This is a genomic window from Brevibacterium iodinum ATCC 49514, from assembly GCF_900169265.1.
GTDB classification, from domain to species: domain Bacteria; phylum Actinomycetota; class Actinomycetes; order Actinomycetales; family Brevibacteriaceae; genus Brevibacterium; species Brevibacterium iodinum.
In genome coordinates this window covers 46,866-69,752 of record NZ_FXYX01000011.1, presented here as the reverse complement: position 1 = coordinate 69,752, position 22,887 = coordinate 46,866, and the positions used below count along the sequence as shown (strand labels likewise).

The following is a 22,887-nucleotide window of genomic DNA, read 5'->3' as shown; positions in this document are numbered from 1 at the left end:
GCCCAGACTCTTCGCTGTCTCGGAGAGTCTGGGCGCTCAGTGCGAGAGTCTGGGACCTTAGTGCCCTGCCGCGTGTTTCGCGTTCTCTTGATCGAGTGCACGCAGGGCGAGCAGGCCGCGCACGGCGGCGATGGGCTTCACCAGCGGATGTTCTCCGAACCGGTAGTCTCCCCCGCGGACCAGTCGTCGGGCCAGGTCCGGGCGCATCTGCCACAGGTGGTCACGGGCTTTCTCGGCATGATGGGAGTTCGAGACGATGCTGATCGTTGTGGCCGGGGTGAGTTCGCGGTCGATGATGGGGATCGCGTTGGCGATGTTCTCCCACGTCGTTGTGCTCTGCCCTTCCAGCACAGTTCGGCCGGTGAAGCCGAGTTCGTCCCGGGCGAAGCGTTCGAGGATGAGGGCCTCCGGTGTTCGTCCTGTGACGGCCCCTCCGCAGAAGATGAGGAGAGTCGACCGGGCTGCCGGATCGATCGACCGCAGACCCGCGCGGACCCTAAACCGGTTGATTCCGTTCGGTCGCTGACCGCGGTTGGCATATCCGAGGACGATGATGATCTGGTCGCTGTCGGCTGTGTTCTCGTCTCTGCCTGCCGCGGCCGGGGCCCGAACGCCTGGACTCGACCGTCGAACGCTCCGTGATCGCCGGCCACCAGAGGCATCACAGTCTCCCAGCCGACGACGGCCCGATCGACAGTGGGCCGCCTCGGCGAAGACGAAGACGCCGGCAAAAACGCCAAGGACAGTACCGGCGAGTACGCGGACCGGCATTGAAAAAGGCACCCTTATGTCGAGAGTGCCTTGATCGCCCTGAGCAGGATCATTCGCCGCGCTGGCGCTTCTCCCACCGGTCTTCCATTCGGCTCATGAATCCGGAGTTGCCCTTGGCACCGGTCTTCGCTCCGGAGTTCCGGGAGTCCGTCTGAGTGGTGTGCACCTGGCCGGGACGGCTGAACGCCCAGTACATTCCGGTGACCATGAGGCCGAAGCCGACGACGCCGAGAGCGATCCACCAGGCGGAGCTGGAGACGAGCGAGATCGCGAGGATCGTCGCGGCCAGCCCGGCGAGGGCGATCAGGATGCCGAGGACGAAGCGCTTCGCCGAGAACCCGGGACCCGTGGCAGCGGCCTGGGTTTCCGAGATATTCCGGGCAAAACGAGGGTCTTCACTGCGCAGCTGCTTCTCAAGTTGATCCAACAGCTGCTGTTCGTGATCGGAGAGTGGCATCTCGAACCCCCGTTTCGCTTCCCAGGTCTTTCTCCCAATCATAGTCTCTGAGGGCCGAAAAAACATCTCCGGGGGCCGTCAGGAGCCGGATTCCCACGGGGTCTTCAGACTGTGCTCCCGCTCACCCGCTCTCAGGCCTCGGGGCGCTTGCGCAGAAGCGAGGCCTGGGAGATCGCTTCGCTGCCGAATCGCCGCCTCACCTCATCGAGGGCGACCTCGGCTTCGCGTCCGGAATGAACTGGTTCGTCCAAGGTGGCTTGCCGTCCGGTGACGGCGAAATCGCTGAGGCCGGCGGCTCGGACGCCGAGCAGCCTGACTCCCTGGGAGCGCTGCTCGCGCAGCTTGCGCAGAGCCGGGCGCAGCGCCTCGTACATCTCCCGGGCCAGATCCGTCGGCGCCGACAGAGTCACAGATCTCGACAGAGTCGTGAAATCGCCGAGGCGGTACTTCAGTCCGAGGCTTGTGGCGACCTTTCCTTCTGCACGGACACGGTAGGCGACCTTGTCGGCGAGGCGCAGCAGTTCGTGTTCGAGAACGGCGACGTCCCAGATGTCCTCGCCGAAGGTGTTCTCAGCACTGATCGAGTGTTCCTTGGCCTGATGGTCGAAACCGGACGAGTCCTGACCGTGGGCAGCCCGCCACAGCTGATGGCCGTGCGCACCGAAGACGCGGGCGGCCCAATCCTCGTCGACTGCGGCGAGGTCGCCGATGAGGCGGATTCCATAGCGGAAGAAGCCCTCCTGCGTCTTCTCCCCCACCCCGGGCAGGGCTTCGATCGGCATCGGGTCGAGGAACTGCTGGGTCGCGGCCGCGGGCACGAGCAGTTGGCCGTTCGGCTTCGCTCTCGTCGAGGCGAGTTTGGCCACGACGCGGCTGACGGCGATGCCGACCGAGGCGCTCAGACCGGTGCGCTCCCGGATCTGGGCGCGCAGCTGCCTGGTGATCTCCACCGGGGAGCCGAGTCGGCGCACGGCTCCGGAGACGTCGATATAGGCTTCGTCGACGCTGACCTGCCGTACGTCGGGGGTCACCTCGGCGACGAGATCGAAGACTTGGCGGGAGTACGAGGAATACAGGCCGTGGGAAGGTGGGATCACCTCGGCGACCGGGCACAGGTTCATGGCCCGCGACATCGGCATCGCGGCATGCACTCCGAACTCGCGGGCTTCATAGCTGGCCGAGACGACGACTCCGCGACCGCTGCGTCCGCCGACGATGACGGGGCGGCCGACGAGATGCGGGCGACTGAGCAGCTCGACGGAGACGAAGAACGAGTCCATATCGAGGTGGAGCATGGTGGCACCGGTGTCGTCCGTGCCCAGGCGGCTCAGATCACCTCCGGATCGTGCCAGCTGCTTCCGACTCATCGCCTGCCCCTCGCGCTTGTTCCTTTCGGCTCCGCCGAACTGTCCAGGTACTCTTGAAGCATGGTATCGCGCACCGCTGTCATGACACTGCCCATCCTTGCCGCGCTCGCTCTCGCGGGCTGCTCGGGAAACGGTGGAGACAAGGCCGAATCGACCCCTTCGGCTTCTCAGGAGGCCTCGGCCTCCGCGTCCCCGGCCGAGTCCGAGTCCGCCTCGGCCGAAGCATCGACCGAGGCCACAGGCTCGGACCCCGATACATCGAACGATGTGAAGGATCTGCCCGAGTACATCAAGCCGTACCCGGATTCCGCGGTGCTCTCGGCGTCGAGCGTGAAGGCTCACAACGACAAGGACAAGAAGCTGCCCGAGCAGGTCAGCCTCGTCGTCAAGGCGAAGGCCGATGCCAGGGACATCTTCGAGTTCTACGAGAAGGAGCTCGGCAAGGCGGACTTCGAACGCCTCGGCGAAGAGGTGAAGACGAAGAGCGCCCGCGTGGTCAACTTCAAGCACAAGGACAATGACAGCGTCCTCGTCGTCACGGTCGCCGAGGATTCGGAGGACAAGGCGAATTCGATCGTGACCGTCGGCGGAAACATCGGTTCATGACCTCGCACAGATCAGGGATGACCGGCGACGCCCCTGAGCCCGCCCCGTCCGACACTCCCGTCCCGTCCACCGCGCCCAGCTCGGCCGATGCCCTTCCCACCCTCGTCGAGTCCCTCTCCTCTCCCGAGTCCATCGCTGCCGAGGTGTCCGCCCAACTGGAGGCCTTCCTCGCTGAGAAGGCTGCCGAGTTCGAGGCGATCTCACTCGATGCGACAGCGATCGGCGAGGCGCTCATCGAGTTCACCCGCGGCGGCAAGAGGATCCGCCCCGTCCTGCTGTGGTGGGGCTTCCAGCTCGCCGGCGGTGACGTCCGCGCCGGCGAGGCAGGCGGGCCCACAGCCGACCGGACAGCCGGCTCCGCAGCCGACGTCACCGCGGGTCTGGCGCAGGCGGCCGGTTCGCTCGAGCTCCTCCACGCCGCCGCGCTCATCCATGATGATGTCATCGACAATTCGGACACCCGTCGCGGCCGGCCGGCCCTGCACCGACAGTTCGAGGCCCGCCATCAGCGCTCCGGCTTCCATGGCGACGGCGCGTCCTTCGGCGTCTCCGCTTCCATCGTCATCGGCGATATCTGCCTGGCGCTGAGCGAGGAGCTCTTCGAACGCTCGCAGGAGGCCTTGGGCAACAGCCGCGCCGCCCTCGAACTGCGTGCAACCGTGCGCCGAGACGTCATGGTCGGCCAGTACCTCGACGTACTCGCCGAGGTGATCCCCCTCGGCGACGATCGGATCGCCGAACGCGCATGGGAGGTGCTGAGCTTCAAGTCGGCGAAGTATTCGGTCGAGCAGCCGCTCCTCCTCGGCGCGGCCCTGGCCGGAGCGGATGGTGCGCAGCTGCAGGAGATCTCCGCTTTCGGCCTTCCCCTCGGACAGGCGTTCCAGCTGCGCGACGATGTGCTCGGAATCGCCGGTGACCCCGAGGCCACAGGCAAACCCGCCGGCGACGATATTCGGGAGGGCAAGCGGACCGTGCTCATCGCCGAGACCGCGGCCCGGATCTCGGCGGACCGGCTCGAGATCCTCGCCGCGCGATTGGGCGATCCGGATCTCAGCGACGCCGAGGTGGCCGAATGCGTTGACATGATCACGGACTCGGGCGGTCTCGCCGCCGTCGAATCCTTCATCGCGGACAAGCATGCCCACGCAGCGACGATGGTCGATACATGGGCAGAAGCCGATGCCGATGCAGGTTCAGCGGCAGGGTCGACCGCCTCGGCGCAGGTGCGCATCGGATCGGCCGCACAGGAGCGACTCAAGGGATTCGCGAAAGCCCTGAGCTACCGCTCCAGCTGAGGCCGGCGAGCATGTCTGCTCCCTTCGAGGGTGCCGCGTTGACCACGTCAAACGCTGCTCACCTCAAGGATGCTGCGCTGCTCTCCTCGAGCCCGCGCAGATCAGAACGCGAGAGCCTGAGCGCGGCGGCGCACTTCCTTTTTGTTACCCGAGCGAAGCAGGTCGATGGGTCGGCCGGGCAGCGACTCATCATGGGTGAAGAGCCACACGATGGCTTCTTCGTAGTCGAATCCGGCGTCATAGAGGGTGTGCAGGGTGCCTTTGAGAGGTTTGACGACCTCGCCGTCGACGAAGAAGGCCAACGGAACCCGCAGAACCTTCGGATTGCCGATCTTGATTCCGCAGATGGCGCCGTCTTCGAGCAGCCTCCGCACCTGGGAGATGCCGAGCCCGGTGAGCTCTGCGATGTCGGGCAGCGGGGCCCAGTCCTGGACGAGTTCTTCGGTATTCACGCCCCCAAGCGTAGCAATATTCGGCAGAAACACCCCGCCATGCGGTGCCGAATGCTCGGGTCGAGCCCGGCTACTCGTTAGGCTGGAGACCGTAGCTTCCCCACTCGACATGAAGTCAACAGGTGACAGATGACACGACCGCGACGGCACAGGCCCGTCACCGCCGCTCCTGACATCCGCGCCGCATCGAAGGTGAATTCGACCGGTCCGATCCCAGGAGCCGAACGGGTCGACCCCGAAAACGACTCCCCCACCGAGGTGGCCCCCACCACCGAATCCCCCGACGATCAGTCCGATGACGGCGCTGAGGACACATCCGACCGTCGCTCCGCTGACGAGGACGCAGCCACCTCGAGCACCGCTCCACAGTGGATCTCGGGCACCGCGAGTGCCACCGTTCCCGTCACCCATGGCGGCCGCACATACAAGGTCAAGCAGGGCGACACCCTCTACGGTGTGGCCAGCAAACACGGCGTCTCAGTGCCCGCGTTAGCCGAACTCAACCGCATCTCGCCGCGTCAGAACCTCCACCAGGGGCAGGTCCTGTCCCTGCCGGAGAAGAACGATCTGCCCGATGATGACCCTTCGCATGTCGTCGCCCCCGGTGACACCCTGCAGGGGATCGCGGCGCGGCACGGAATCTCGCCGGCGACCCTGCGGCAGGCCAACGCCATGGGCGATGACTCGTTCATCACGGTCGGCGAACTCCTCCTGCTGCGTCCGTCGATGGCCCGCCCGCGTCGCACCCCGGCCGAACCGCCGAGCGACGTCCCCCGCGTTGCCGCCAGCGCGCAGGTCGAGGGCATCCGCCCCTCGGTGCTCCACGCGGCGCGACTGAACAAATACACTCTGCTGCACCGCCGCCATCCGGCCCCGGCTCAGGCGAAGCTGCTCGTCGCCTCGCTGGCTGTCGAGCTCGGTGCCGATCCCGCCCTCATGCAGGCCGTCGCCGCTGCCGAATCCGGTTTCCAGCACACGACGGTCTCGGCCGGCAACGCGATCGGGATCATGCAGATCACTCCCCGATCCGGTCGCTGGGCGTCCGATATCGTCGGTCGCGGACTCGACCTGCTCGACATCGAGGACAATATCGTCGCCGGCACCGTCATCCTCGGCTGGCTCATCGAAACCGCCGAATCGGAGAACGAAGCCATCGCCGGCTACTACCAGGACCTGCGCTCGGTTCGGGCCGACGGACTGCTGCCGGAGACGAAGGCCTTCGTCCGCGCCGTCCAGCTGCAGCGTGCGCGTTTGGAGGAGGCCCTGTGACCGCCCGCCGAGATCCCCTCATCGGCACGGTGCTCAATGACCGCTACCGCATCGATGCCAAGATCGCCCGCGGCGGCATGGCCATGGTCTACCGCGGCACCGACCTGAGACTCGACCGAGAGATCGCGATCAAGGTCATGCATGAGCACCTCATCTCCGATGACACCTTCGTCGAACGCTTCCGCCGGGAGGCCATCAACGCCGGTCGGCTCACCCACCCGAACCTCGTGGCCATCCACGATCAGGCGCGCGACGGCGACATCGTCTACCTCGTCATGGAGTACCTGCCGTCGGTGACGCTGCGCCGCGAGCTCAAGCACCGCGGAACCTTCACGCCCAGACAGGCGATCGTCGTCCTCGATGCGATCCTCGCCGCGCTCGAGGCCGTGCACTCGACCGGGATCATCCATCGCGATCTCAAACCCGACAATGTGCTGCTGGGAACCGACGGTCAGGTCAAGCTCGCCGACTTCGGTCTGGCCCGTGCCGTGACCACGGCAACGACGACCAAGACCCTTATAGGCACGGTCGGCTATGTTGCTCCCGAACTCGTCACCCGAGCCGGAGCCGATGCCCGCACCGATCTGTACACGGTCGGCATCATGTTCTACGAGATGCTCACCGGTGCCCAGCCGTATACCGACGACGTCCCGATCCAAGTCGCGTACCGTCACGTCCACGACACGGTTCCGCCGCCGTCGGACATCGTCACCCGCCTGAGTCCGCGCCTGGACGCGCTCGTGCTGTGGGCGACGTCGAAGGACCCCGAGGACCGACCTGCCGATGCCGCCGAATTCCGCTCAGCGTTGGCGGAAGCGCGTGCGGAGATGTCCGAGGCCGAGCTCGACCTCGGAGATCCGCAGATCGCCACCGGTGAGCACTCCCCCGTGCTCACCGTGAGCATCGACCTCGGCGAAGAGGTGCCGAAGGAGAAGCGCTCCCGCACCGACGAGATCCCGTATCTCGAAGGCGAAGAGGACGACACCGAGACGGACGCAGGTGCGGCCGGTCCCGACGATGCCGATGACGACGAGTCCTCCGCCGAGGCGGCTGCCGCAGAAGCTTCCCGCGACGATGCCGACGGGGTCGACAGTACCGAATCGGACGACTCTGATCCTGACGATGACGCCGACTCCGATGACGCCGATCGTGGTGATCACGACCACGCGGACAGTGCTGACGGCGCGGCCGCCGTCGCTGCGGCCGGAGTCGGAGTAGCCGGTGCCGCGGTTGCCGGTGCCGGTGCCGCCTCGGAATCCCCCGACGCAGACACGACGGGTGCGGAAGCCGCAGGCGCTGCCGCCGATTCAGCTGATTCTGACGCTTCGGAAGGTTCCGCTGATCGAGAGGACTCCGACGACGAACCGGTGTCGAAGGATTCGGATTCCGACCGCAACGATAAGGCTGCGGTGGTCGCCGGCTCTGCGGCCGCCTCGGCGGGGGCATCTCCCGTTCGACGTCGCCGCCGTCGTGTCCTCACGGGACTCGTCGCCGTGGTTGCCGTGCTCGCTCTCGTCGCCTGGTTCGTGGTGGCGAACCTGCCTACACCGAAATCCATCGTTCCCGGTGAGTTGGCGGGTAAGCCCGTCGGTGAAGTCACCTCGCAGCTGGAGGACAACGATCTCAAGGCCGAGCCCAAAGAGGTCTTCGACGACAAGGTTCCCGCCGGGACTGTCATCGGCACCGAACCCGTCAGTGGTGCGGAGCTGGCCCCCGACTCTTCCGTCACGGTCGTCGTGTCCAAGGGTGAGGAGAAGTTCGCGGTTCCGAAGCTCGAGGGCACGACCCGCGACGAAGCCGAGGCCGCGCTGAAGAAGGTCAACCTCGAGGTCGGCAAGGTAGAGGAGAAGTACAGCGACACTGTCGCCAAGGACTCCGTCATCTCGGCATCGCAGAAGGCCGGAACCAAGCTGTCGAAGGGCGAGAAGATCGATCTCGTCGTGTCCAAGGGCGTCGCGCCGATCCCGGTTCCCAACGTCGAGGGGCTGACCTTCGACGCCGCCTATGCGACCCTGGCCAAGCGCGGATTCCGCGTCGGCAAGGACGAGGTGTTCTCCGACGACGTGCCCAAGGGCAAGGTCGTCTCGCAGTTCCCGAAGAGCACCGAGGCGAAGCCCGCGAACTCTCTCATCATTGTCCGCGTGTCCAAGGGCAAGGAGAAGAAAGAAGACTCCGACTCGAAGGATGACAAGAAGGACGAGAAGAGCGATTCCAAGGACAAGAAGTCTGACGACAAGAAGGACGACGACAAAGACAAATAGGACTCGTCGGTCAGGCACGACGGTCGATCAGGCACGACAGTCGGACAGGCACGACGGGTCGGTCGGGCGAAGATGATTCCCGTCGGTCAGACGACAAAGCCGGGGGCTCGCAGAGATTCTGCGGAGCCCCCGGCTTTGTCAGTTGTGGCGGTTACTGCCGACGGGTGAGGTACTCGGCGACCTGGAACGCCATCTCCAGCGACTGATCGTGGTTGAGGCGCGGGTCGACGAGGGTCTCGTAGCGGCGACGCAGGCCTTCGTCGTCGATCTCGGTGGCCCCGCCCATGATCTCGGTGACGTCATCGCCGGTGAGTTCGATGTGCAGTCCACCGGGGATCGTGCCTGCATCGCGGTGCGCGTTGAAGAATCCTTCGACCTCGGCCATGACGTCTTCGAAGCGGCGGGTCTTGTACCCGGTGTTCGAAGTGATCGTGTTGCCGTGCATCGGGTCGCAGACCCAGGTCACATGCGGCAGACGGTCGCCGATTCCCGACAGCAGAGCCGGCAGCGACTCACCGATCTGACCGGCACCCATGCGGGTGACGAAGGTCAGGCGGCCGGGCTCGGCGTCCGGGTCGAGTTTCTCGGCCAGGGCCAAGGCGTCATCAGCCGTGGCAGTGGGTCCGAGCTTGACGCCGATGGGGTTGCGCACCTTGGACAGGAAGTCAACATGGGCGCCGTCGATCTCGCGGGTGCGTTCGCCGATCCACAGGAAGTGTCCGGACACGTCGTAGGCTTCACCGGTGCGTGAGTCGATGCGAGTCAGTGCACGTTCGTATTCGAGCAGCAGCGCCTCGTGGGCGGCGTAGAACTCGGTGGTCTTGAGCGCATCGAAGTCGGCTCCGCAGGCATCCATGAAGCGGATGGCACGGTCGATCTCGGCAGCGGTCTGCTCGTAGCGCTGGTAGCCGGGGTTCGATGCGAGGAAACCGCGGTTCCAGTCGTGGACGAATCGCAGATCGGCGAAGCCGCCCTGGGTGAACGCACGGATGAGGTTCAGCGTGGAAGCGGAGATGTGGTACGCCTTGAGCAGACGTTCCGGATCGTGGCGGCGGGATTCCTCGGTGAACTCGTAGCCGTTGACGATGTCTCCGCGGAACGACGGCAGGGTGACTCCGTCACGAGTCTCCATATCGGCCGAACGCGGCTTCGCGAACTGACCGGCCATGCGGCCGATCTTCACCACGGGCATCGATCCGCCGTAGGTCAGCACGGCCGCCATCTGCAGAACCGTCTGCACACGAGCCCGGATCTTGTCCGCCTGGGCTCCTTCGAAGGATTCGGCGCAGTCGCCGCCCGCCAGGACGAAGGCTTCTCCGCGCGAGGCGGCGGCGATCCGCTGCTTGAGCACATCGGCTTCACCGGCGAAGACCAACGGGGGTGAGTTGCGCAGATCGGTGAGCACCTCGTCGAGCGCAGCACTGTCGAGATACGTCGGCTGCTGCTTCGGATCCATCTCTCGCCAGTCGTCGAGACCGCGGAGATTGTCGTGGCCGGCAGCGGCGATTTCTCTGTTGGACAGGACCGGATCGGTGTGGAGACTCAATGTTTCACTTTCATGGGTTTTCGGTACCGGTCTCGAAGTCCTCGGCCGAGACATTGTCGAGGAAGTCTCTGAACTGTGCGACTTCCTCTTCATCGGCCTCGGGGGCTTCGATTCCGGACTCTTCAAGCAATTGTGTTTCGACGAACACGGGGCAGTCGGCTGTCAGCGCCAGAGTCACCGCGTCCGAAGGGCGCGCGGAGATCGACTTCCCGTCATTCGTGTGCAGCTCTGCCAGGAAGATCTGACCGTCCTTGCCGGTGATCGTCACGTCCTGCAGCTCGGCCCCGTACTTCTCGAGGACGTCGAGCAGCAGAGCATGTGACATGGGGCGCGGCGGGGTCAGTCCCCGCTGCGCGATCGAGAGCGCATTGGCCTCGATCGCACCGACCCAGATCGGCAGATAGTAAGCAGGTTCGCTGGCCTTGAGCAGCAGAATCGGTTGGTTAGCGGGCATTTCGATGCGGACGCCGACAACCTCGACTTCGACTTTTGACATTATCCCTCGGTCAGGAGCGCGGACGCTGCTGGAAGATCATTCGGAACTTGCCGATCTGCACATCGGCTCCGTTCTGCAGTTCGATGGAGTCGATGAGCTGACGGCCCACATAGGTGCCGTTGAGCGAACCCGTGTCGCGCAGAGTGAACCCGCTGGGAGTGCGGATGAACTCGGCATGCTTACGCGAGACCGTGACGTCATCGAGGAAGATGTCGGCATTCGGGCTGCGACCCACCGTGACCACATCGGTGTCGAGCAGGATCTGAGAACCGGAGTCCGGTCCGGAGACGACGACGAGCAGAGCATCGGCGTCCTGCAGACCTTCGAGGTCGGGCACCGGGTGGATCTCGCCGGTGTGCGGATCCAGGATTCCCTGGAACTGCTGGCTGCCCGATTCGTTCATCGGGCCCTGTCCGCCGTTCCTCGGAGCGCCCTGTGGCTGGCCACCCTGGGGTTGGCCGGACTGCGGCTGACCATACTGGCCGGGGCCGGGCTGGCTGCCTTGCTGCTGGTTCGGATCGAACTGGCCGTACTGGCCGGCCCCGTTCGAACCGTACTGTTCCTGTCCGCCCTGCTGCGGATGGTTCCCGTACTGCGGCTGAGCTTGGCTGCCCTGAGGCTGCGCAAACTGGCCGGCACCATTGGAGCCGTACTGCTGCTGGCTCTGGCCGCCCTGAGGCTGGCCGTAGTTCTGCGGCTGGCCGTAGTTCTGCGGCGGATACTGATTCTGCTGAGGCTGATACTGCGGCTGCCCCTGGCTGCCCTGCCCCTGTCCGGCATACGGCTGACTCGCCGGCTGCGACGCACCATAGTTCTGTCCGCCCTGCGGGGTGCCGCCGAACTGCTGGCCGTTGCCATAGCTCTGGTCGCCCTGCGGCGTGCCCCCGTGATTCTGGCCATTGCCGTACTGCGGTGCCTGCGGGGCACCGTCGGCAGGCTGCTGACCGTAGGGAGGGGTGTTCCCATGACCGTTCTGGTCGACCTGAGGGTTCATCCGAGTCGCCGACTCGTCAGCGCCATTGCCGTTTCCGGCCCCGAACGGGAACTTCTTCGACTGCGGGACCTGTCCGTTGTCATACCAGGGCTGCGAGGGGGTCGGACGATTCTGATCGTGGTTCTGCGACATTACGCCTCCTCGCTCTGAATGAGCTCTTTGTACGCCTCGCTGTCCATCAGCGATTCGAGCTGTGCGGGGTCACTGAGTTCGACGAGATACATCCACCCGTCTTCGAAGGGAGACGAGTTCACGGTCTCCGGTGAATCGTCGAGTGAGTCGTTGACCTCTGTGACGGTCCCCGACACGGGTGCGATCAGGTCGGAGACACTCTTCGTGCTCTCGACTTCGCCGCAGGACTCCCCTGCGGTGACCGAATCCCCGGTTTCAGGCAGGTCGACATAGACGACGTCACCCAGCTGTTCCTGGGCGAAATCAGTGATACCCACACGGACTACTGCGTTGTCTTCCGTGGTCGCAACCCACTCGTGGTCGCGCGAGTACCGCAAAGACACTGGATAATCCAGATCTGCCATGTCGACTCCTCTAGTTTGTCGGTGTACCAAGCATAGCCGCCTGGGCCACTTTCATAACAATCACGAAACGGAAATGTTACTGAGTCACCCTGTCAGGCATCTGCACGACCCGCTTCTTCGGTATCTACCTGGGATGATACCTGTTTTTCGAAGGTCACGGAACGCGGTTTTGGCAGTTGGCCTCCGCTCGGTATAAGCTAGTTCTCGTTGCCCACGAGGGAGTACGGTAACGGGCTATGGCGCAGCTTGGTAGCGCGCTTCACTGGGGGTGAAGAGGTCGTGGGTTCAAATCCCGCTAGCCCGACCATCCGGGTCATCACCCGCTTTCAATAGAATGTGTCGCCACTTCGCTGAGACGAAGGAGCGGCACATTTTTCGTTCCCACACTCGTCAGGTCCGACGGACGTCCAAGCGGTTCGCGAAGACCACCGTCACGAGGCCGACGAGCACGATGATGCCGAGTCCCCACCGCAGTCCCCCTCCGGTGGCGACAACCCCGACCAGCGGACTGGTCCCGAGGTACCCCACCCGCATCAGCCAATTCACCACCGTCACTCCCCCTGCACGCCCAACCCCGGGCAGACGAGCGGCCGCTCCCAGTGCTCCGGGCACGAGCGTCGCTGACCCGAATCCGAGCGCTCCCATCGAGACGAGCAGCAGAACGGGCTCCTGGGCTGCGATGACGCCGATTCCGCCGCATGCGATGAGACCGCCACCGAAGCCCGCGATCCGGCCGGCCCCGAACCACGTCACGAGCACGTCCCCGCTGAATCGTCCGAGGCATTGGCTGCCGATGACGACGCTGAAGGCGATCCCCGCCGAGGCGGCCGGAACTCCTGCGAATTCGACCGCGGCCAGCCCCGCCCAATTGTTTGCGATGTCCTCGACCGCGGCACCGCAGATCGCGACGATCGCCAAGGGCAGCGCCGCGCAGAGGACCATCCGTTTCGATCGCCCCACGGCCCCATCTCCGCTACGGCCTTCAGGCTCGGCGTCGGAATCGGCGACCCGCCTCGGCGAGGCATAGTCTCCGATGAGGCGGCGTCCAACGATCGTGATGACCGCCGCGGCGACTCCGATGAGCCCCAGCCACATTCGCATGTCGGCACCGGAGCTGGCGGCAGCGGTTGCGGCGGCTCCGCTGAGCAGACCGCCGAGGCTCCACAGCGCATGCATCGACGACAGGATCGTGCGACCGGCCCGCTCCTGGACGGAGATGCCGACGACGTTCTGCGCGACATCGACGATCGCATCGCAGCACCCCAACAGGAGCAGGCAGATCGCCATCATCACGCCGTTGACCGACCACGCCGTCGCCGAGGCGGCCACACCGAGCATCACCGTCCCAACGATGACGACCCGGTGCGCTCCGAATCGGGCGATGAGGGCGGCGGGCAGGGCCGAGGACAACAGCGACCCGACAGCGAAGCAGGCGACGACGAGACCGAACTGCCAGGAGCTCAATCCGAGTCGGTCGACGAGCAGCGGATACCACGGCAGGAGAGCGGCGAAGACGGCACCATTGCCGGTGAAGTAGAGGCCGACCCCGGCTGCGGCCCTCACTCTGCCTTGACGACTTTCGCCGCGCGCAGGTCGCGTCCGGCCTGCCCGAGGATCACGAGCGCCACCAGGACTCCGAGCAGAATCCACCACAGTGAGCCGGTCATGAAGATGAGCACCATCGAGGCGAGGATCGGCACCAGACGGCGCAGCGACCACCACACGTAGCCGCCGAAGCTCGGCATCGCCACATTCGCCGAATCTGCGACGGACTTGACCATGAAGTTCGGTCCGTTGCCGATGTAGGTGATGGCACCACCCATGACGGCGCCGAGCGAGACCGCGATGAGCAGCGTCTCGGGCACTCCCGCCACCTTCGGTTCGCCAGGCACCTGGGCGGCCATCTCGAAGAAGGTGACATAGGTCGGAGCATTGTCGAGCACGGAGGACAGACCGCCGGTGAAGATGAACAGGGAGATCTCGCCCAGCGGGATCTTGTGGGCGATCTGCCCCAAGTACTGCAGGGCCGGCATCATCGTGAGGAAGATGCCGATGAAGAGCGACCCCACCTCGAGGATCGGCGTCCAGGTGAACTTGTTGAGGTTGAACCGGGCACCGCGATCACCGACGAGGAATGACGTCGCCGCGGAGACGAGCATGACGAGCTCACGCCACGGCACGAAGTCCGAGGCGCTCGCATGTCCTGTTTCGATCGCATGCATGTCGACCGACGGGATGAAAGCAACGGCCACGATGATGATCGCGAGGAACAGCAGACCGCTGGCGCCGCGCAGGCCGAGTTTCGTCGCATACTCGGCATCTTTGGCCAGCGCCTCGGCCGGTTCCTTCGCATACATCTTCTTATCGAGGGCGAAGTAGCTGATGAGCAGCAGGGCGTTGACGAACAGCCAGTACGGCCAGAGCCCGAATGTCCATTCGAAGGGCACTCCGCGCAGCATTCCGAGGAACAGCGGCGGGTCGCCCAGCGGTGTGAGCAGGCCGCCGCAGTTCGCGACGATGAAGATCGTATAGATGACGGTGTGGGTGCGGTGCTTGCGGTCCTGGTTCGTGTTGAGGATCGGGCGGATGAGCAGCATCGCCGCACCCGTGGTGCCGATGAACGAGGCGAGCACACCGCCGACGGCGAGGAAGATCGTGTTGCTCCGAGGTGTCGCCTTGATGTCGCCGACGAGGAAGATTCCACCCGAGGCGACGAAGAGGCTGCCGATGAGCATGATGAATTGGAAGTACTCGAGCAGCGCGTGGATGACGGTCGTCGACTCTCCGCTGAGCAGGAACCACACGGCGATCGGCACACCGAGGATGAGCGCGACGATGAGCTTGACGAGGTTGCGATCCCAGATCTTCTCCGTGGCCGGAATGAGCGGGAGCACCGCGATGCATCCGAGCAGCAGAACGAACGGAATGATGCTCCACCAGGCCACGACCATCCGGGGACTCCCTTACTCACTGTCGACGAGCAGGCTCGTCCAGTCGACGTTGACGCTGTCTTACTCTACTGAACTCGTACGGCGCACCGGACCACGGTCTGCCACACGGACGCAGCTTGCCGCATGGACACAGAGAACCGTGGGCGAAGATCGTCGAGTTCGCCGAAACGCCCGGTGAGTCAGCAGGGGTGCCGTTCAGTTCGCCGAGGCGGGGGCCGACTCCTCGGCGGGAGTGCGATCCTTGCGCAGTCCGATGAGCAGACCGCCGATCGCGACGATGAAGACGAGGCCGAGCCCGACGGTCAGCCCCGGTTCGGCTTGGTAGGCCTTGGCCACCGCCTTGAAGCCGAGGAACCCGACGGTTGAGTAGACGAGCGCCCACAACGATCCGCCGACGGCGAGCGCCGGGACGTAGCGGCGGTAGCGCATCCCCGTGGTTCCGGCAGCGAGGTTGACCACGGTCTGCAGCCCGACGGTGAGGAAGCTCAGGGCCACGACGGGTGCCCCGAAGCGGTCGATGGTGTCCTCGGCGCGGCGGTATTTGGGTCCGGCCATGATCTTCTCGACTCGGTGGAACTTGCGGATTCCCTTGCGGGCGAAACGGCCGAGGACGAAGGTGCCGCCGGCGCGGACGACGATGATGCCGAACATGATCAGCCATGTCACTGCGATCGGAAACGACCAGTCGAGCGGATTCATCGGTGCGGCGCACTCCTCTCTCTGGGCATTCCGCTGCGCGGACGCACTGCGGCTTCACGGATCGGTCTCTCTCATCATAGCCCCGTTAGGTTAGGTTGCCCTCACAGAGCGGCCGGTCGAGACCGATCTCACCCACCGAGGCGATGCAGTCGGAGCGCCCACGAGACAGTGCAGTCGGAACGCCCGAGGCAGTGCCGGAGAATGCCGGGCACCGCCTCGGCGAGGTCCCTCTCAAATGAACCGCTCAGACGAGCCCGCCGTCGAGGTAGACCGAGTTGACCCGGTCCTCGATTCCACGGACGTCGGCGGTGCGCAGGTCGCCGTCCACGACGACGAGGTCGGCCAGTCCGCCCTCGCTGATTCGGCCGACCCGATCGTCATCGAGCAGCCGGGCGGCCACGGAGGTTCCGGCGGCGAGCGCCTCCGTCGTGGACAGTCCCACCTCGGCCAGCAGGCTGATCTCTTCGAGGTTCGCCCCGTGCGGTCCGACACCGGCATCGGTGCCCAGAGCGATCGGGACTCCTGCTTCGTGGGCCCGGCTGATCGACTCCTGGTGGGCGTCGACGACGCGTCGGGCCTTGTCCACGACGGAGGCGGGCAGTCCGGCACCGGCGTCGGCGGCCTTGATGACGGCCTGCGGGGCCTGCAGGGTCGGGACGAGGAATGTGCCGTGCTCGAGCATGAGGTCGATGGCTTCGTCGTCGAGGTAGATTCCGTGTTCGATCGAGCGCACCCCGGCGCGGACGGCGTTCTTGATTCCCGGTGCGCCCTGCGCGTGGGACATCACGTGCGCGCCTTGGGCGGCCGCTTCGGCGACGATGACGGCGATCTCGGCTTCGGTGAACTGGGAGTGACGCGGATCGTCGCGTGGGGAGAGCACTCCCCCGGTCGAGCAGATCTTGATGTGGTCGGCCCCGGCTCGCAGCAGTTCGCGGGTCTTCTTCTGCACCTCTTCGAGTCCGTCGGCGACGCCCGAGGGCCGGCCGGGGTGCGGGGCCAGGAAAGGAGACTCCGCCCCGGAGACGAGGTGGAAGTCTCCGTGGCCTCCGGTCTGGGACATGATGTTGACGGCGATCGTCAGCCGCGGACCGCGCACCACACCGGTCTCCACGGCGACCTTCGCACCGAGGTCTGTTCCTCCGGCGTCGCGCACGGTCGTGACTCCGCCTTTGAGGGTGGCTTCCATATTCTTCACGGAGTTGAAGAATTGGAGCGAGAACGGGTCGTGGAAGTTCGAGGTGGCTGCCGCGCCGGTGCTCGTGAGATGGACGTGGCAGTCGATGACTCCGGGGATGATCGTCCTCCCCGTGCAGTCCACGTAGTCGTCACCTGCGTTGTGCGGACCCTGCCCTCCTTCCGCCACCGAGGCGATCCGTCCGTCGTCGATGACGACGTCCCGGGTGGCGGGCAGGAAGCGGGTTCCGTCGAAGACCGTGGCATGGGTGAGAACTGTGACCATGGGCGTGCTCCTCATCGTTCAAAATCAGCTGGACGACCGTCGACGGCCGGCTCCTCACATCTATCACGGACGCTTGCTCTGTGACGAGAGGGACCGCTCCGCGCTGTGACGAGAGCGACCGCTCCGCGACGATCAGGGCGGTGTCGCGAAGAACGGTGACTTAAGATCAGACATCGGAACCGGAATGCGCACTGTTCGCGCCCCGACCCGTGTTCACGTCCGCGACACCTTCCTGGGTTATGGTCACGGGCGGCACCGGTCGGCCCGGCGCCGATCAGCTCCCGAACGACCCGGAAGACACGTGAGAGAATACGCACCGCAGTTCCCGTCCCCTGTACGGCCCCGTGAGGACCGCACCCTCATCGACGTCCTCCTCGAGTCGGCCGCCGCGCATCCCGATCAGCCGGCCCTCGACGACGGCACGCGGGTGCTCAGCTATTCGGAGCTCATCACCGCGATCCGCGATCTCGCACTGGAGATGGCCGAGACCGGGATCGGCCCCGGTGACAAGGTCGGCGTCCGTGTCCCTTCGGGGTCGGTGGATCTGTACCTGGCGATCCTCGCCACGCTCATGCTCGGCGCGGCCTACGTTCCCGTCGACGTCGACGATCCGGATGAGCGGGCACGCACCGTGTTCGCCGAGGCGGCCGTGACCGGAGTGATCACCGCCGGACCGCACATCGAATCCCGCACCGACCGCGGCCCCCTCGACCGTTCCGAGCTGCGGTCTCCCACGCCCGATGACGACTGCTGGGTGATCTTCACCTCCGGGTCGACGGGCACCCCGAAGGGCGTTGCCGTCACCCACCGTTCGGCCGCGGCCTTCGTCGACGCCGAGGCGGCCCTTTTCTGCGTCGAGGAGCCGCTGGGTCCAGGCGATCGCGTTCTCGCCGGACTCTCCGTAGCCTTCGACGCCAGCTGCGAGGAGATGTGGTTGGCATGGCGGCACGGCGCATGCCTGGTCCCGGCCCCGCGTGCACTGGTGAAGTCCGGTATGGATCTGGGGCCGTGGCTGTCGTCGCGGCAGATCACCGTCGTCTCGACCGTGCCGACCCTGGCCGCGCTGTGGCCGGCGGAGAGTCTCGACAATGTCCGCCTCCTCATCTTCGGCGGCGAGGCGTGTCCGCCCGAGCTGGGGCGCCGGCTCAGCGATGACGACCGCGAAGTGTGGAACACCTACGGTCCCACCGAGGCGACCGTCGTCGCCTGCGCCGCCATGCTCGACGGATCCGAGCCGGTGCGCATCGGCCTGCCGCTCAAGGGCTGGGACCTAGCCGTCGTCGATGCCGAGGGCGTGCCCGTCGCCGCAGGCGAGACCGGTGAGCTCATCATCGGCGGAGTCGGCCTGGCCCGCTACCTCGATCCGGCGAAGGACGCCGAGAAGTTCGCTCCCATGCCGAGCCTCGGCTGGGAGCGGGCGTACCGGTCGGGCGACCTCGTCGTCAACGATCGGGCCGGGCTGATCTTCGTCGGTCGCGCCGACGAGCAGATCAAGCTCGGAGGCAGGCGCATCGAGCTCGGCGAGATCGATGCTGCACTGCAGGCCCTGCCCGGTGTCGAAGGCGCTGCCGCGGCAGTGAAGAAGACCGCGGCCGGCACGGACGTCCTCATCGGCTATCTCGCCCCCGGTGCCGGTTCCGGCAAGGCCGACCTTCCCGCCTGGGAGTCGACTCTGCGTGAGGAGCTGCCCGCCGCACTCGTGCCGCGCCTGGCCCTCGTCGAGGATCTGCCCACGAAGACCTCCGGCAAGGTCGACCGCAATGCTCTGCCGTGGCCGCTCGACGATGGTGCCGAAACGGCCGGGACCGACGAAGTCTTCGACGAGGACACGGAGTGGGTCGCCGAGCAGTGGGCCGCGGTCCTCGGTGCCCGACCCGGCAGCGATACGGACTTCTTCACCGCCGGCGGCGGTTCCCTGGGAGCAGCCCAGCTCGTGTCCCGGCTGCGCACCCGCCATCCCAGCGTCACGGTCGGCGATATCTACGCCCACCCGCGCTTCGGCGCCCTGTCCAGGCTCTGCCTCGGCGAAGAAGGGTCCGGCATCGGACCGACGGGACCCAAGCGCACGATCACACGGACTTCCCGGGGAATGCAGGCTTTCCAGGTTCTGCTCGGGATCCCGGTGCACATCCTCGGCGGGGTCCGGTGGGTGGTGCTGGCGATGCTGGCGGCCAATATCGGTGTCGGACTCGGCGCGGATCTGCCGCTGACTCCGTGGCCGGTCGTCGCCGTCCTCTTCCTCGTCTTCGTCACCGCCTGGGGGCGGATGCTCATCTCAGCCGGAGCAGCGCGTCTGCTCATGATCGGGATCCGGCCCGGGGACTATCCGCGATCGGGCTGGGTGCACAAGCGGCTGTGGCTGGCCGAGCACATCGCCGATCTTGCTGCGGCGGTATCGGTGGCGAGCGCACCGTGGGTGACCTGGTATGCGAAGCTGCTGGGCAACCGCATCGGGCCCGATGCCGATCTGCACTCGGTGCCGCCGGTGACCGGTTTCCTCACCCTCGGCGAGGGTGCGGCGGTCGAACCCGAGGTCGATCTCAAGGGCTGGTGGGTCGACGGCGATCTGCTGCGCATCGGACGAATCGACATCAGTCGCAATGCCACGATCGGCGCCCGGTCGACGCTCATGCCCGGCGCCGAGGTGGGGGTCGGGGCCCTCGTCGAAGCCGGATCCGCGGTGACCGGTCGGGTGCGGAAGAATCACATCTACTCGGGTTCGCCGGCCGTTCGCGTCGGGAAGGCGAAGAAGTCCTGGCCTGCTCCCCCGCCCAGGCGACGTCTGCCGTTCCTGTTCTACGCCGTGGGCTCCCAGATCAATGCGCTCCTGCCGTATCTCGCCGTGGTGCCGGGCGTCGCGCTCATGCTCGGAGTCTCCGGGGTCGAGGTCGTCGAGTCGCCCTGGCTGCTGGTTGCATGGTCACCGGTCGTGGCCTGTCTGTGGTTCTTCACCACTGCACTGTTCATCCTCATCGCGGTGCGGATCCTGGCGATCGGCATGGAAGAGGGAGAGTTCCCCGTCCGCTCGGCCCGCGGCTACCGGGTGTGGGCGACTGAGCGGCTGCTCGACATGGCGCGGGACCTGCTGTTCCCGCTCTACGCGTCGATGCTCACCCCTTGGTGGCTGCGCCTCCTCGGTGCGAAGGTGGGGCCGGGCACTGAGATCTCGACGGTCGTCTTCGTTCCGAAGATGACGACGATCGCGGCCGGTGCCTTCCTTGCCGATGACACGATGGTTGCCAGCTACGAGCTCGGCCACGGCTGGATGCGAGCCGGCCGCGCAAAGGTCGGCAAACGTGCCTTCCTCGGCAACTCGGGAATCGCCTCCCCCGGTCGCAGGGTGCCGAAGAACTCCCTCGTGGCGGTGCTCTCTGCTGCACCGGCGAAGGCGAAGAAGGGATCGTCGTGGCTCGGTTCTCCCCCGGTGCAGCTGCGCCGCGCCGCCGTGGAATCCGACGAGTCGCTCACCTACGCTCCGACTTTCGGGGTCAAGGCCGCCCGTGCCTTCTGGGAGACGCTGCGGATCTCATCGATCATCGCCGGCGGTGTGCTCATCACCGCTGTCGTGCTCACCATCTGGTTCTTCCTCGGTCTGCCGGGCGGGGTGGCCGCTCAGTCGACGACGTTCCTCGCCTCCGTGCTGCTGGCCCTGCTCACCTCGGGGATCGTGATGATGGCCGCCGGTGCCGTGGCGGCGGGACTGGCCGTGGCTGCGAAATGGATCCTCGCCGGTCCGATCCGGCCCGGGGAGCATCCGCTGTGGTCGTCATTCATCTGGCGCAACGAGGTCGCCGACTGCTTCGTCGAACTCGTGGCCGCCCCCTGGTTCGCCCGGAATGCCGTGGGCACTCCTGCCATCGTGTGGTACCTGCGGGCGATGGGTGCGAAGATCGGTCACGGCGTGTGGTGCGAGTCCTACTGGCTGCCGGAGGCCGACCTCGTCGATCTCGGGGACAACTCGACAGTCAATCGCGGCTGTGTGGTCCAGACTCACCTGTTCCACGATCGGGTGATGAGCCTTGATACCGTTCAGCTCGATCCCGGTGCCACTTTGGGACCCAACAGCGTCATCCTCCCGGCCTCCACCCTGGGTGAGAACGCCACTGTCGGGGCGACGTCACTGGTCATGCGCGGCGAGTTCGTGCCGGCCCATGCCTACTTCAGCGGCAATCCTGTCATACCCTGGGTAGATGCCCCAGAACTTCCCTCACTCGAAGAAGACCGAGACGAAGACCGATCGAGCCGATCGCATGCTTGATTCCTATACCCAGGGCGTCGGCAATGCGGACCTTCACATCGACCACTACGATCTCGACCTCGACTATCGGATCGGGCCGAATCGGCTCTCCGCCAGGGCGGTGCTCAAGGGACGCATCCTTACGGAAGCTTCGTCGATCGTCCTCGATCTCACGGGTCTGCGGGTGACGAAGGCCAGCGTCAACGGCAAGAAGGTCCGCTTCTCCGCACGAGGGAAGAAGCTGCGGCTGACGACCCCGGTGCTGAAGAGCGACCAGCCGGTGGTCATCGACATCAGCTACACGGGCAATCCGGAACCGGCGATCGGCACCTGGGGAGACATCGGTTGGGAGGAGCTCGAAGACGGAGTGCTCGTGGCCGGTCAGCCCGTCGGCGCCTCGACCTGGTTCCCCTGCAATGACCATCCCTCGAACAAATCCCAGTACAGGATCTCCGTGCTCGTCGAGTCCGAGTACACGGTGGTGTCCAATGGGTCGCTGACGAAGAAGACCCGCAAGGCCGGGCGGACCCGCTGGACGTATGAGTCGACGACTCCCCTGGCGACTTACTTGGCGACGGTGCAGATCGGACGCTACAAGTACGGGCAGATCCCGTTGAGCTCCAGTGCGACGAGGTTCGGCGCCGCGATGCGCGGGGCGGCGAAGGATGCCGTTGCCGGTTCCGCCAGAGATGCCCTCTCCAGCGCTGTCCGAGGAGTCACCGGCCCTGCCGGCAAGGACGTGTCTGTTCACGATTCGTCGGGCAAGCGTACAAGGCACAGCCGGACCGAGTCCCCTGTTGCCCTCGGCGTCTATGCCGATGATCATTGGGATGTGGCAGTCGAACGCCTCGGTGTCCAACACGGAATGATGAACCTGTTCATCGACCGCTTCGGACCCTATCCGTTCGATGTCTACGACGTGGTCGTGACCGATGACGTGCTCGAGATCCCGCTCGAGTCGCAGCCGCTGTCCGTGCTCGGGCCCAATCATCTTGGGCCCGAGTGGGAGGCCGAACGTCTCGTCGCCCACGAGATGGCCCACCAGTGGTTCGGGAACTCGCTCACGCCGTCCCGGTGGAAGGACATCTGGCTCAACGAGGGCTTCGCCTGCTACGCGGAGTGGCTGTGGTCGGAGGAGTCCGGGCGTGCGAGTGCCGATGAACGTGCACGGCAGTGGTGGAAGGAGCTGTCCTCTCAGCCGCAGGACATCATGCTCGGTGATCCGGGAGGGCCGGACATGTTCGACGACCGCGTGTACAAGCGCGGTGCTCTGTGTCTGCATGCCCTGCGCCTCGAACTCGACGATGCGGATTTCTTCACCGCGGTCGGCGAGTGGACGAAGCGGTACCGTCATTCGTCGGTGAGCACCGAGGAGTTCATCCGCTGCGTATCCGAGGTGGCAGACCGTGACATCGCCGAGGTGGTCCGGCCATGGCTCGAGGAGCTCGAACTTCCGGAACTTCCGGAACTTCGGTAACGGCCTGGTTGCGC

At 65.7% G+C, this 22,887-nt stretch carries 18 protein-coding genes and 1 tRNA gene; 7 read left to right on the top strand and 12 right to left on the bottom strand.

Annotation, left to right across the window (positions count from 1 at the left end; translation table 11 throughout):
• Window positions 1–57 precede the first annotated feature (57 nt).
• The 3 genes from BI49514_RS09305 to dinB form a co-directional block, all read right to left on the bottom strand.
• Window positions 58–771 carry a YdcF family protein gene (locus tag BI49514_RS09305; RefSeq protein ID WP_101546277.1) on the bottom strand — a complete coding sequence of 238 codons (714 nt, stop codon included), beginning with the start codon at window positions 769–771 and terminating at the stop codon, window positions 58–60.
• A 49-nt stretch (window positions 772–820) separates the two neighbouring features.
• On the bottom strand, window positions 821–1,228 hold the full coding sequence (locus BI49514_RS09300) for a DUF3040 domain-containing protein (RefSeq protein WP_101546276.1): 408 nt from the start codon (window positions 1,226–1,228) through the stop codon (window positions 821–823).
• 131 nt (window positions 1,229–1,359) lie between these two features.
• On the bottom strand, window positions 1,360–2,595 hold the full coding sequence (dinB, locus tag BI49514_RS09295; RefSeq protein WP_101546275.1) for a DNA polymerase IV: 1,236 nt from the start codon (window positions 2,593–2,595) through the stop codon (window positions 1,360–1,362).
• 60 nt (window positions 2,596–2,655) lie between these two features.
• Between dinB and BI49514_RS09290 the strand changes: the two genes are divergently transcribed.
• Together BI49514_RS09290 and BI49514_RS09285 are read left to right on the top strand one after the other, a co-directional pair.
• Window positions 2,656–3,201, top strand: a complete 546-nt coding sequence (locus BI49514_RS09290) for a hypothetical protein (RefSeq protein ID WP_244195125.1) — start codon at window positions 2,656–2,658, stop codon at window positions 3,199–3,201.
• Window positions 3,198–4,496, top strand: coding sequence for a polyprenyl synthetase family protein (locus BI49514_RS09285; RefSeq protein ID WP_244195126.1), 1,299 nt, complete (start codon window positions 3,198–3,200; stop codon window positions 4,494–4,496). The genes BI49514_RS09290 and BI49514_RS09285 overlap by 4 nt, the downstream gene beginning before the upstream one ends.
• 101 nt (window positions 4,497–4,597) lie before the next feature.
• Here the strand turns inward: BI49514_RS09285 and BI49514_RS09280 are convergent, their stop codons facing one another.
• Complete coding sequence (locus BI49514_RS09280) at window positions 4,598–4,948, bottom strand: Rv2175c family DNA-binding protein (RefSeq protein ID WP_101546273.1); 351 nt, start codon at window positions 4,946–4,948, stop codon at window positions 4,598–4,600.
• 129 nt (window positions 4,949–5,077) lie between these two features.
• Here BI49514_RS09280 and BI49514_RS09275 point away from each other — a divergent pair, with 129 nt between their 5' ends.
• Together BI49514_RS09275 and BI49514_RS09270 are read left to right on the top strand one after the other, a co-directional pair.
• A complete protein-coding gene (locus BI49514_RS09275) occupies window positions 5,078–6,217 on the top strand; it encodes a lytic transglycosylase (RefSeq protein ID WP_101546272.1) in 1,140 nt (379 codons plus the stop codon).
• Entirely contained in the window at window positions 6,214–8,478 is a 2,265-nt protein-coding gene (locus BI49514_RS09270) for a protein kinase domain-containing protein (protein WP_101546271.1), read from the top strand. The genes BI49514_RS09275 and BI49514_RS09270 overlap by 4 nt, the downstream gene beginning before the upstream one ends.
• 151 nt (window positions 8,479–8,629) lie before the next feature.
• Here BI49514_RS09270 and BI49514_RS09265 read toward each other — a convergent pair whose 3' ends face one another.
• From BI49514_RS09265 to gcvH, 4 genes are read right to left on the bottom strand one after another with little or no spacing between them, the layout of a single operon-like run.
• On the bottom strand, window positions 8,630–10,024 hold the full coding sequence (locus tag BI49514_RS09265) for a class II 3-deoxy-7-phosphoheptulonate synthase (protein WP_101546270.1): 1,395 nt from the start codon (window positions 10,022–10,024) through the stop codon (window positions 8,630–8,632).
• 10 nt (window positions 10,025–10,034) lie between these two features.
• The gene (locus BI49514_RS09260) at window positions 10,035–10,520 is read right to left on the bottom strand and encodes a bifunctional nuclease family protein (RefSeq protein ID WP_101546269.1); all 486 of its coding nucleotides are present in this window, start codon (window positions 10,518–10,520) and stop codon (window positions 10,035–10,037) included.
• Between the two features lie 10 nt (window positions 10,521–10,530).
• Window positions 10,531–11,646: an FHA domain-containing protein gene (locus tag BI49514_RS17290; protein WP_101546268.1), complete on the bottom strand. Its 1,116-nt coding sequence runs from the start codon at window positions 11,644–11,646 to the stop codon at window positions 10,531–10,533.
• The gene (gcvH, locus tag BI49514_RS09250; RefSeq protein ID WP_101546267.1) at window positions 11,646–12,050 is read right to left on the bottom strand and encodes a glycine cleavage system protein GcvH; all 405 of its coding nucleotides are present in this window, start codon (window positions 12,048–12,050) and stop codon (window positions 11,646–11,648) included. Before gcvH ends, BI49514_RS17290 begins: the two co-directional genes overlap by 1 nt.
• Window positions 12,051–12,280: 230 nt before the next feature.
• On the opposite strand from gcvH, the gene BI49514_RS09245 reads away from it, so the two are divergent.
• Window positions 12,281–12,357 (top strand) — tRNA-Pro (locus tag BI49514_RS09245).
• Window positions 12,358–12,440: 83 nt separating this feature from the next.
• On the opposite strand, the gene BI49514_RS09240 is transcribed toward BI49514_RS09245, so the two are convergent.
• The 4 genes from BI49514_RS09240 to BI49514_RS09225 all read right to left on the bottom strand — a co-directional run bounded on the left by BI49514_RS09240 (window position 12,441) and on the right by BI49514_RS09225 (window position 17,159).
• Entirely contained in the window at window positions 12,441–13,613 is a 1,173-nt protein-coding gene (locus BI49514_RS09240) for an MFS transporter (RefSeq protein ID WP_101546266.1), read from the bottom strand.
• Window positions 13,610–15,001: a sodium:proton antiporter gene (locus tag BI49514_RS09235; RefSeq protein WP_101546265.1), complete on the bottom strand. Its 1,392-nt coding sequence runs from the start codon at window positions 14,999–15,001 to the stop codon at window positions 13,610–13,612. Before BI49514_RS09235 ends, BI49514_RS09240 begins: the two co-directional genes overlap by 4 nt.
• 195 nt (window positions 15,002–15,196) lie before the next feature.
• Complete coding sequence (locus BI49514_RS09230) at window positions 15,197–15,700, bottom strand: DedA family protein (RefSeq protein ID WP_101546264.1); 504 nt, start codon at window positions 15,698–15,700, stop codon at window positions 15,197–15,199.
• Between the two features lie 244 nt (window positions 15,701–15,944).
• Entirely contained in the window at window positions 15,945–17,159 is a 1,215-nt protein-coding gene (locus BI49514_RS09225) for a metal-dependent hydrolase family protein (protein WP_101546263.1), read from the bottom strand.
• A 301-nt stretch (window positions 17,160–17,460) separates the two neighbouring features.
• Between BI49514_RS09225 and BI49514_RS09220 the strand changes: the two genes are divergently transcribed.
• Together BI49514_RS09220 and BI49514_RS16930 are read left to right on the top strand one after the other, a co-directional pair.
• Window positions 17,461–21,417 carry a Pls/PosA family non-ribosomal peptide synthetase gene (locus tag BI49514_RS09220; protein ID WP_244195127.1) on the top strand — a complete coding sequence of 1,319 codons (3,957 nt, stop codon included), beginning with the start codon at window positions 17,461–17,463 and terminating at the stop codon, window positions 21,415–21,417.
• Complete coding sequence (locus tag BI49514_RS16930) at window positions 21,350–22,873, top strand: M1 family metallopeptidase (protein ID WP_244195128.1); 1,524 nt, start codon at window positions 21,350–21,352, stop codon at window positions 22,871–22,873. The genes BI49514_RS09220 and BI49514_RS16930 overlap by 68 nt, the downstream gene beginning before the upstream one ends.
• The last annotated feature ends 14 nt before the right edge of the window (window positions 22,874–22,887 follow it).

Coding starts and splice junctions, on each gene's coding strand:
- gcvH (WP_101546267.1), bottom strand. CDS start 12,050: ATGGCAGATCTGGATTATCCAGTGTCTTTGCGGTACTCGCGCGACCAC.
- BI49514_RS09230 (WP_101546264.1), bottom strand. CDS start 15,700: ATGAATCCGCTCGACTGGTCGTTTCCGATCGCAGTGACATGGCTGATC.
- BI49514_RS09225 (WP_101546263.1), bottom strand. CDS start 17,159: ATGGTCACAGTTCTCACCCATGCCACGGTCTTCGACGGAACCCGCTTC.
- BI49514_RS09285 (WP_244195126.1), top strand. CDS start 3,198: ATGACCTCGCACAGATCAGGGATGACCGGCGACGCCCCTGAGCCCGCC.
- BI49514_RS09260 (WP_101546269.1), bottom strand. CDS start 10,520: ATGTCAAAAGTCGAAGTCGAGGTTGTCGGCGTCCGCATCGAAATGCCC.
- BI49514_RS09275 (WP_101546272.1), top strand. CDS start 5,078: ATGACACGACCGCGACGGCACAGGCCCGTCACCGCCGCTCCTGACATC.
- BI49514_RS09305 (WP_101546277.1), bottom strand. CDS start 771: ATGCCGGTCCGCGTACTCGCCGGTACTGTCCTTGGCGTTTTTGCCGGC.
- BI49514_RS09290 (WP_244195125.1), top strand. CDS start 2,656: ATGGTATCGCGCACCGCTGTCATGACACTGCCCATCCTTGCCGCGCTC.
- BI49514_RS16930 (WP_244195128.1), top strand. CDS start 21,350: ATGCCCCAGAACTTCCCTCACTCGAAGAAGACCGAGACGAAGACCGAT.
- BI49514_RS17290 (WP_101546268.1), bottom strand. CDS start 11,646: ATGTCGCAGAACCACGATCAGAATCGTCCGACCCCCTCGCAGCCCTGG.
- dinB (WP_101546275.1), bottom strand. CDS start 2,595: ATGAGTCGGAAGCAGCTGGCACGATCCGGAGGTGATCTGAGCCGCCTG.
- BI49514_RS09235 (WP_101546265.1), bottom strand. CDS start 15,001: ATGGTCGTGGCCTGGTGGAGCATCATTCCGTTCGTTCTGCTGCTCGGA.
- BI49514_RS09300 (WP_101546276.1), bottom strand. CDS start 1,228: ATGCCACTCTCCGATCACGAACAGCAGCTGTTGGATCAACTTGAGAAG.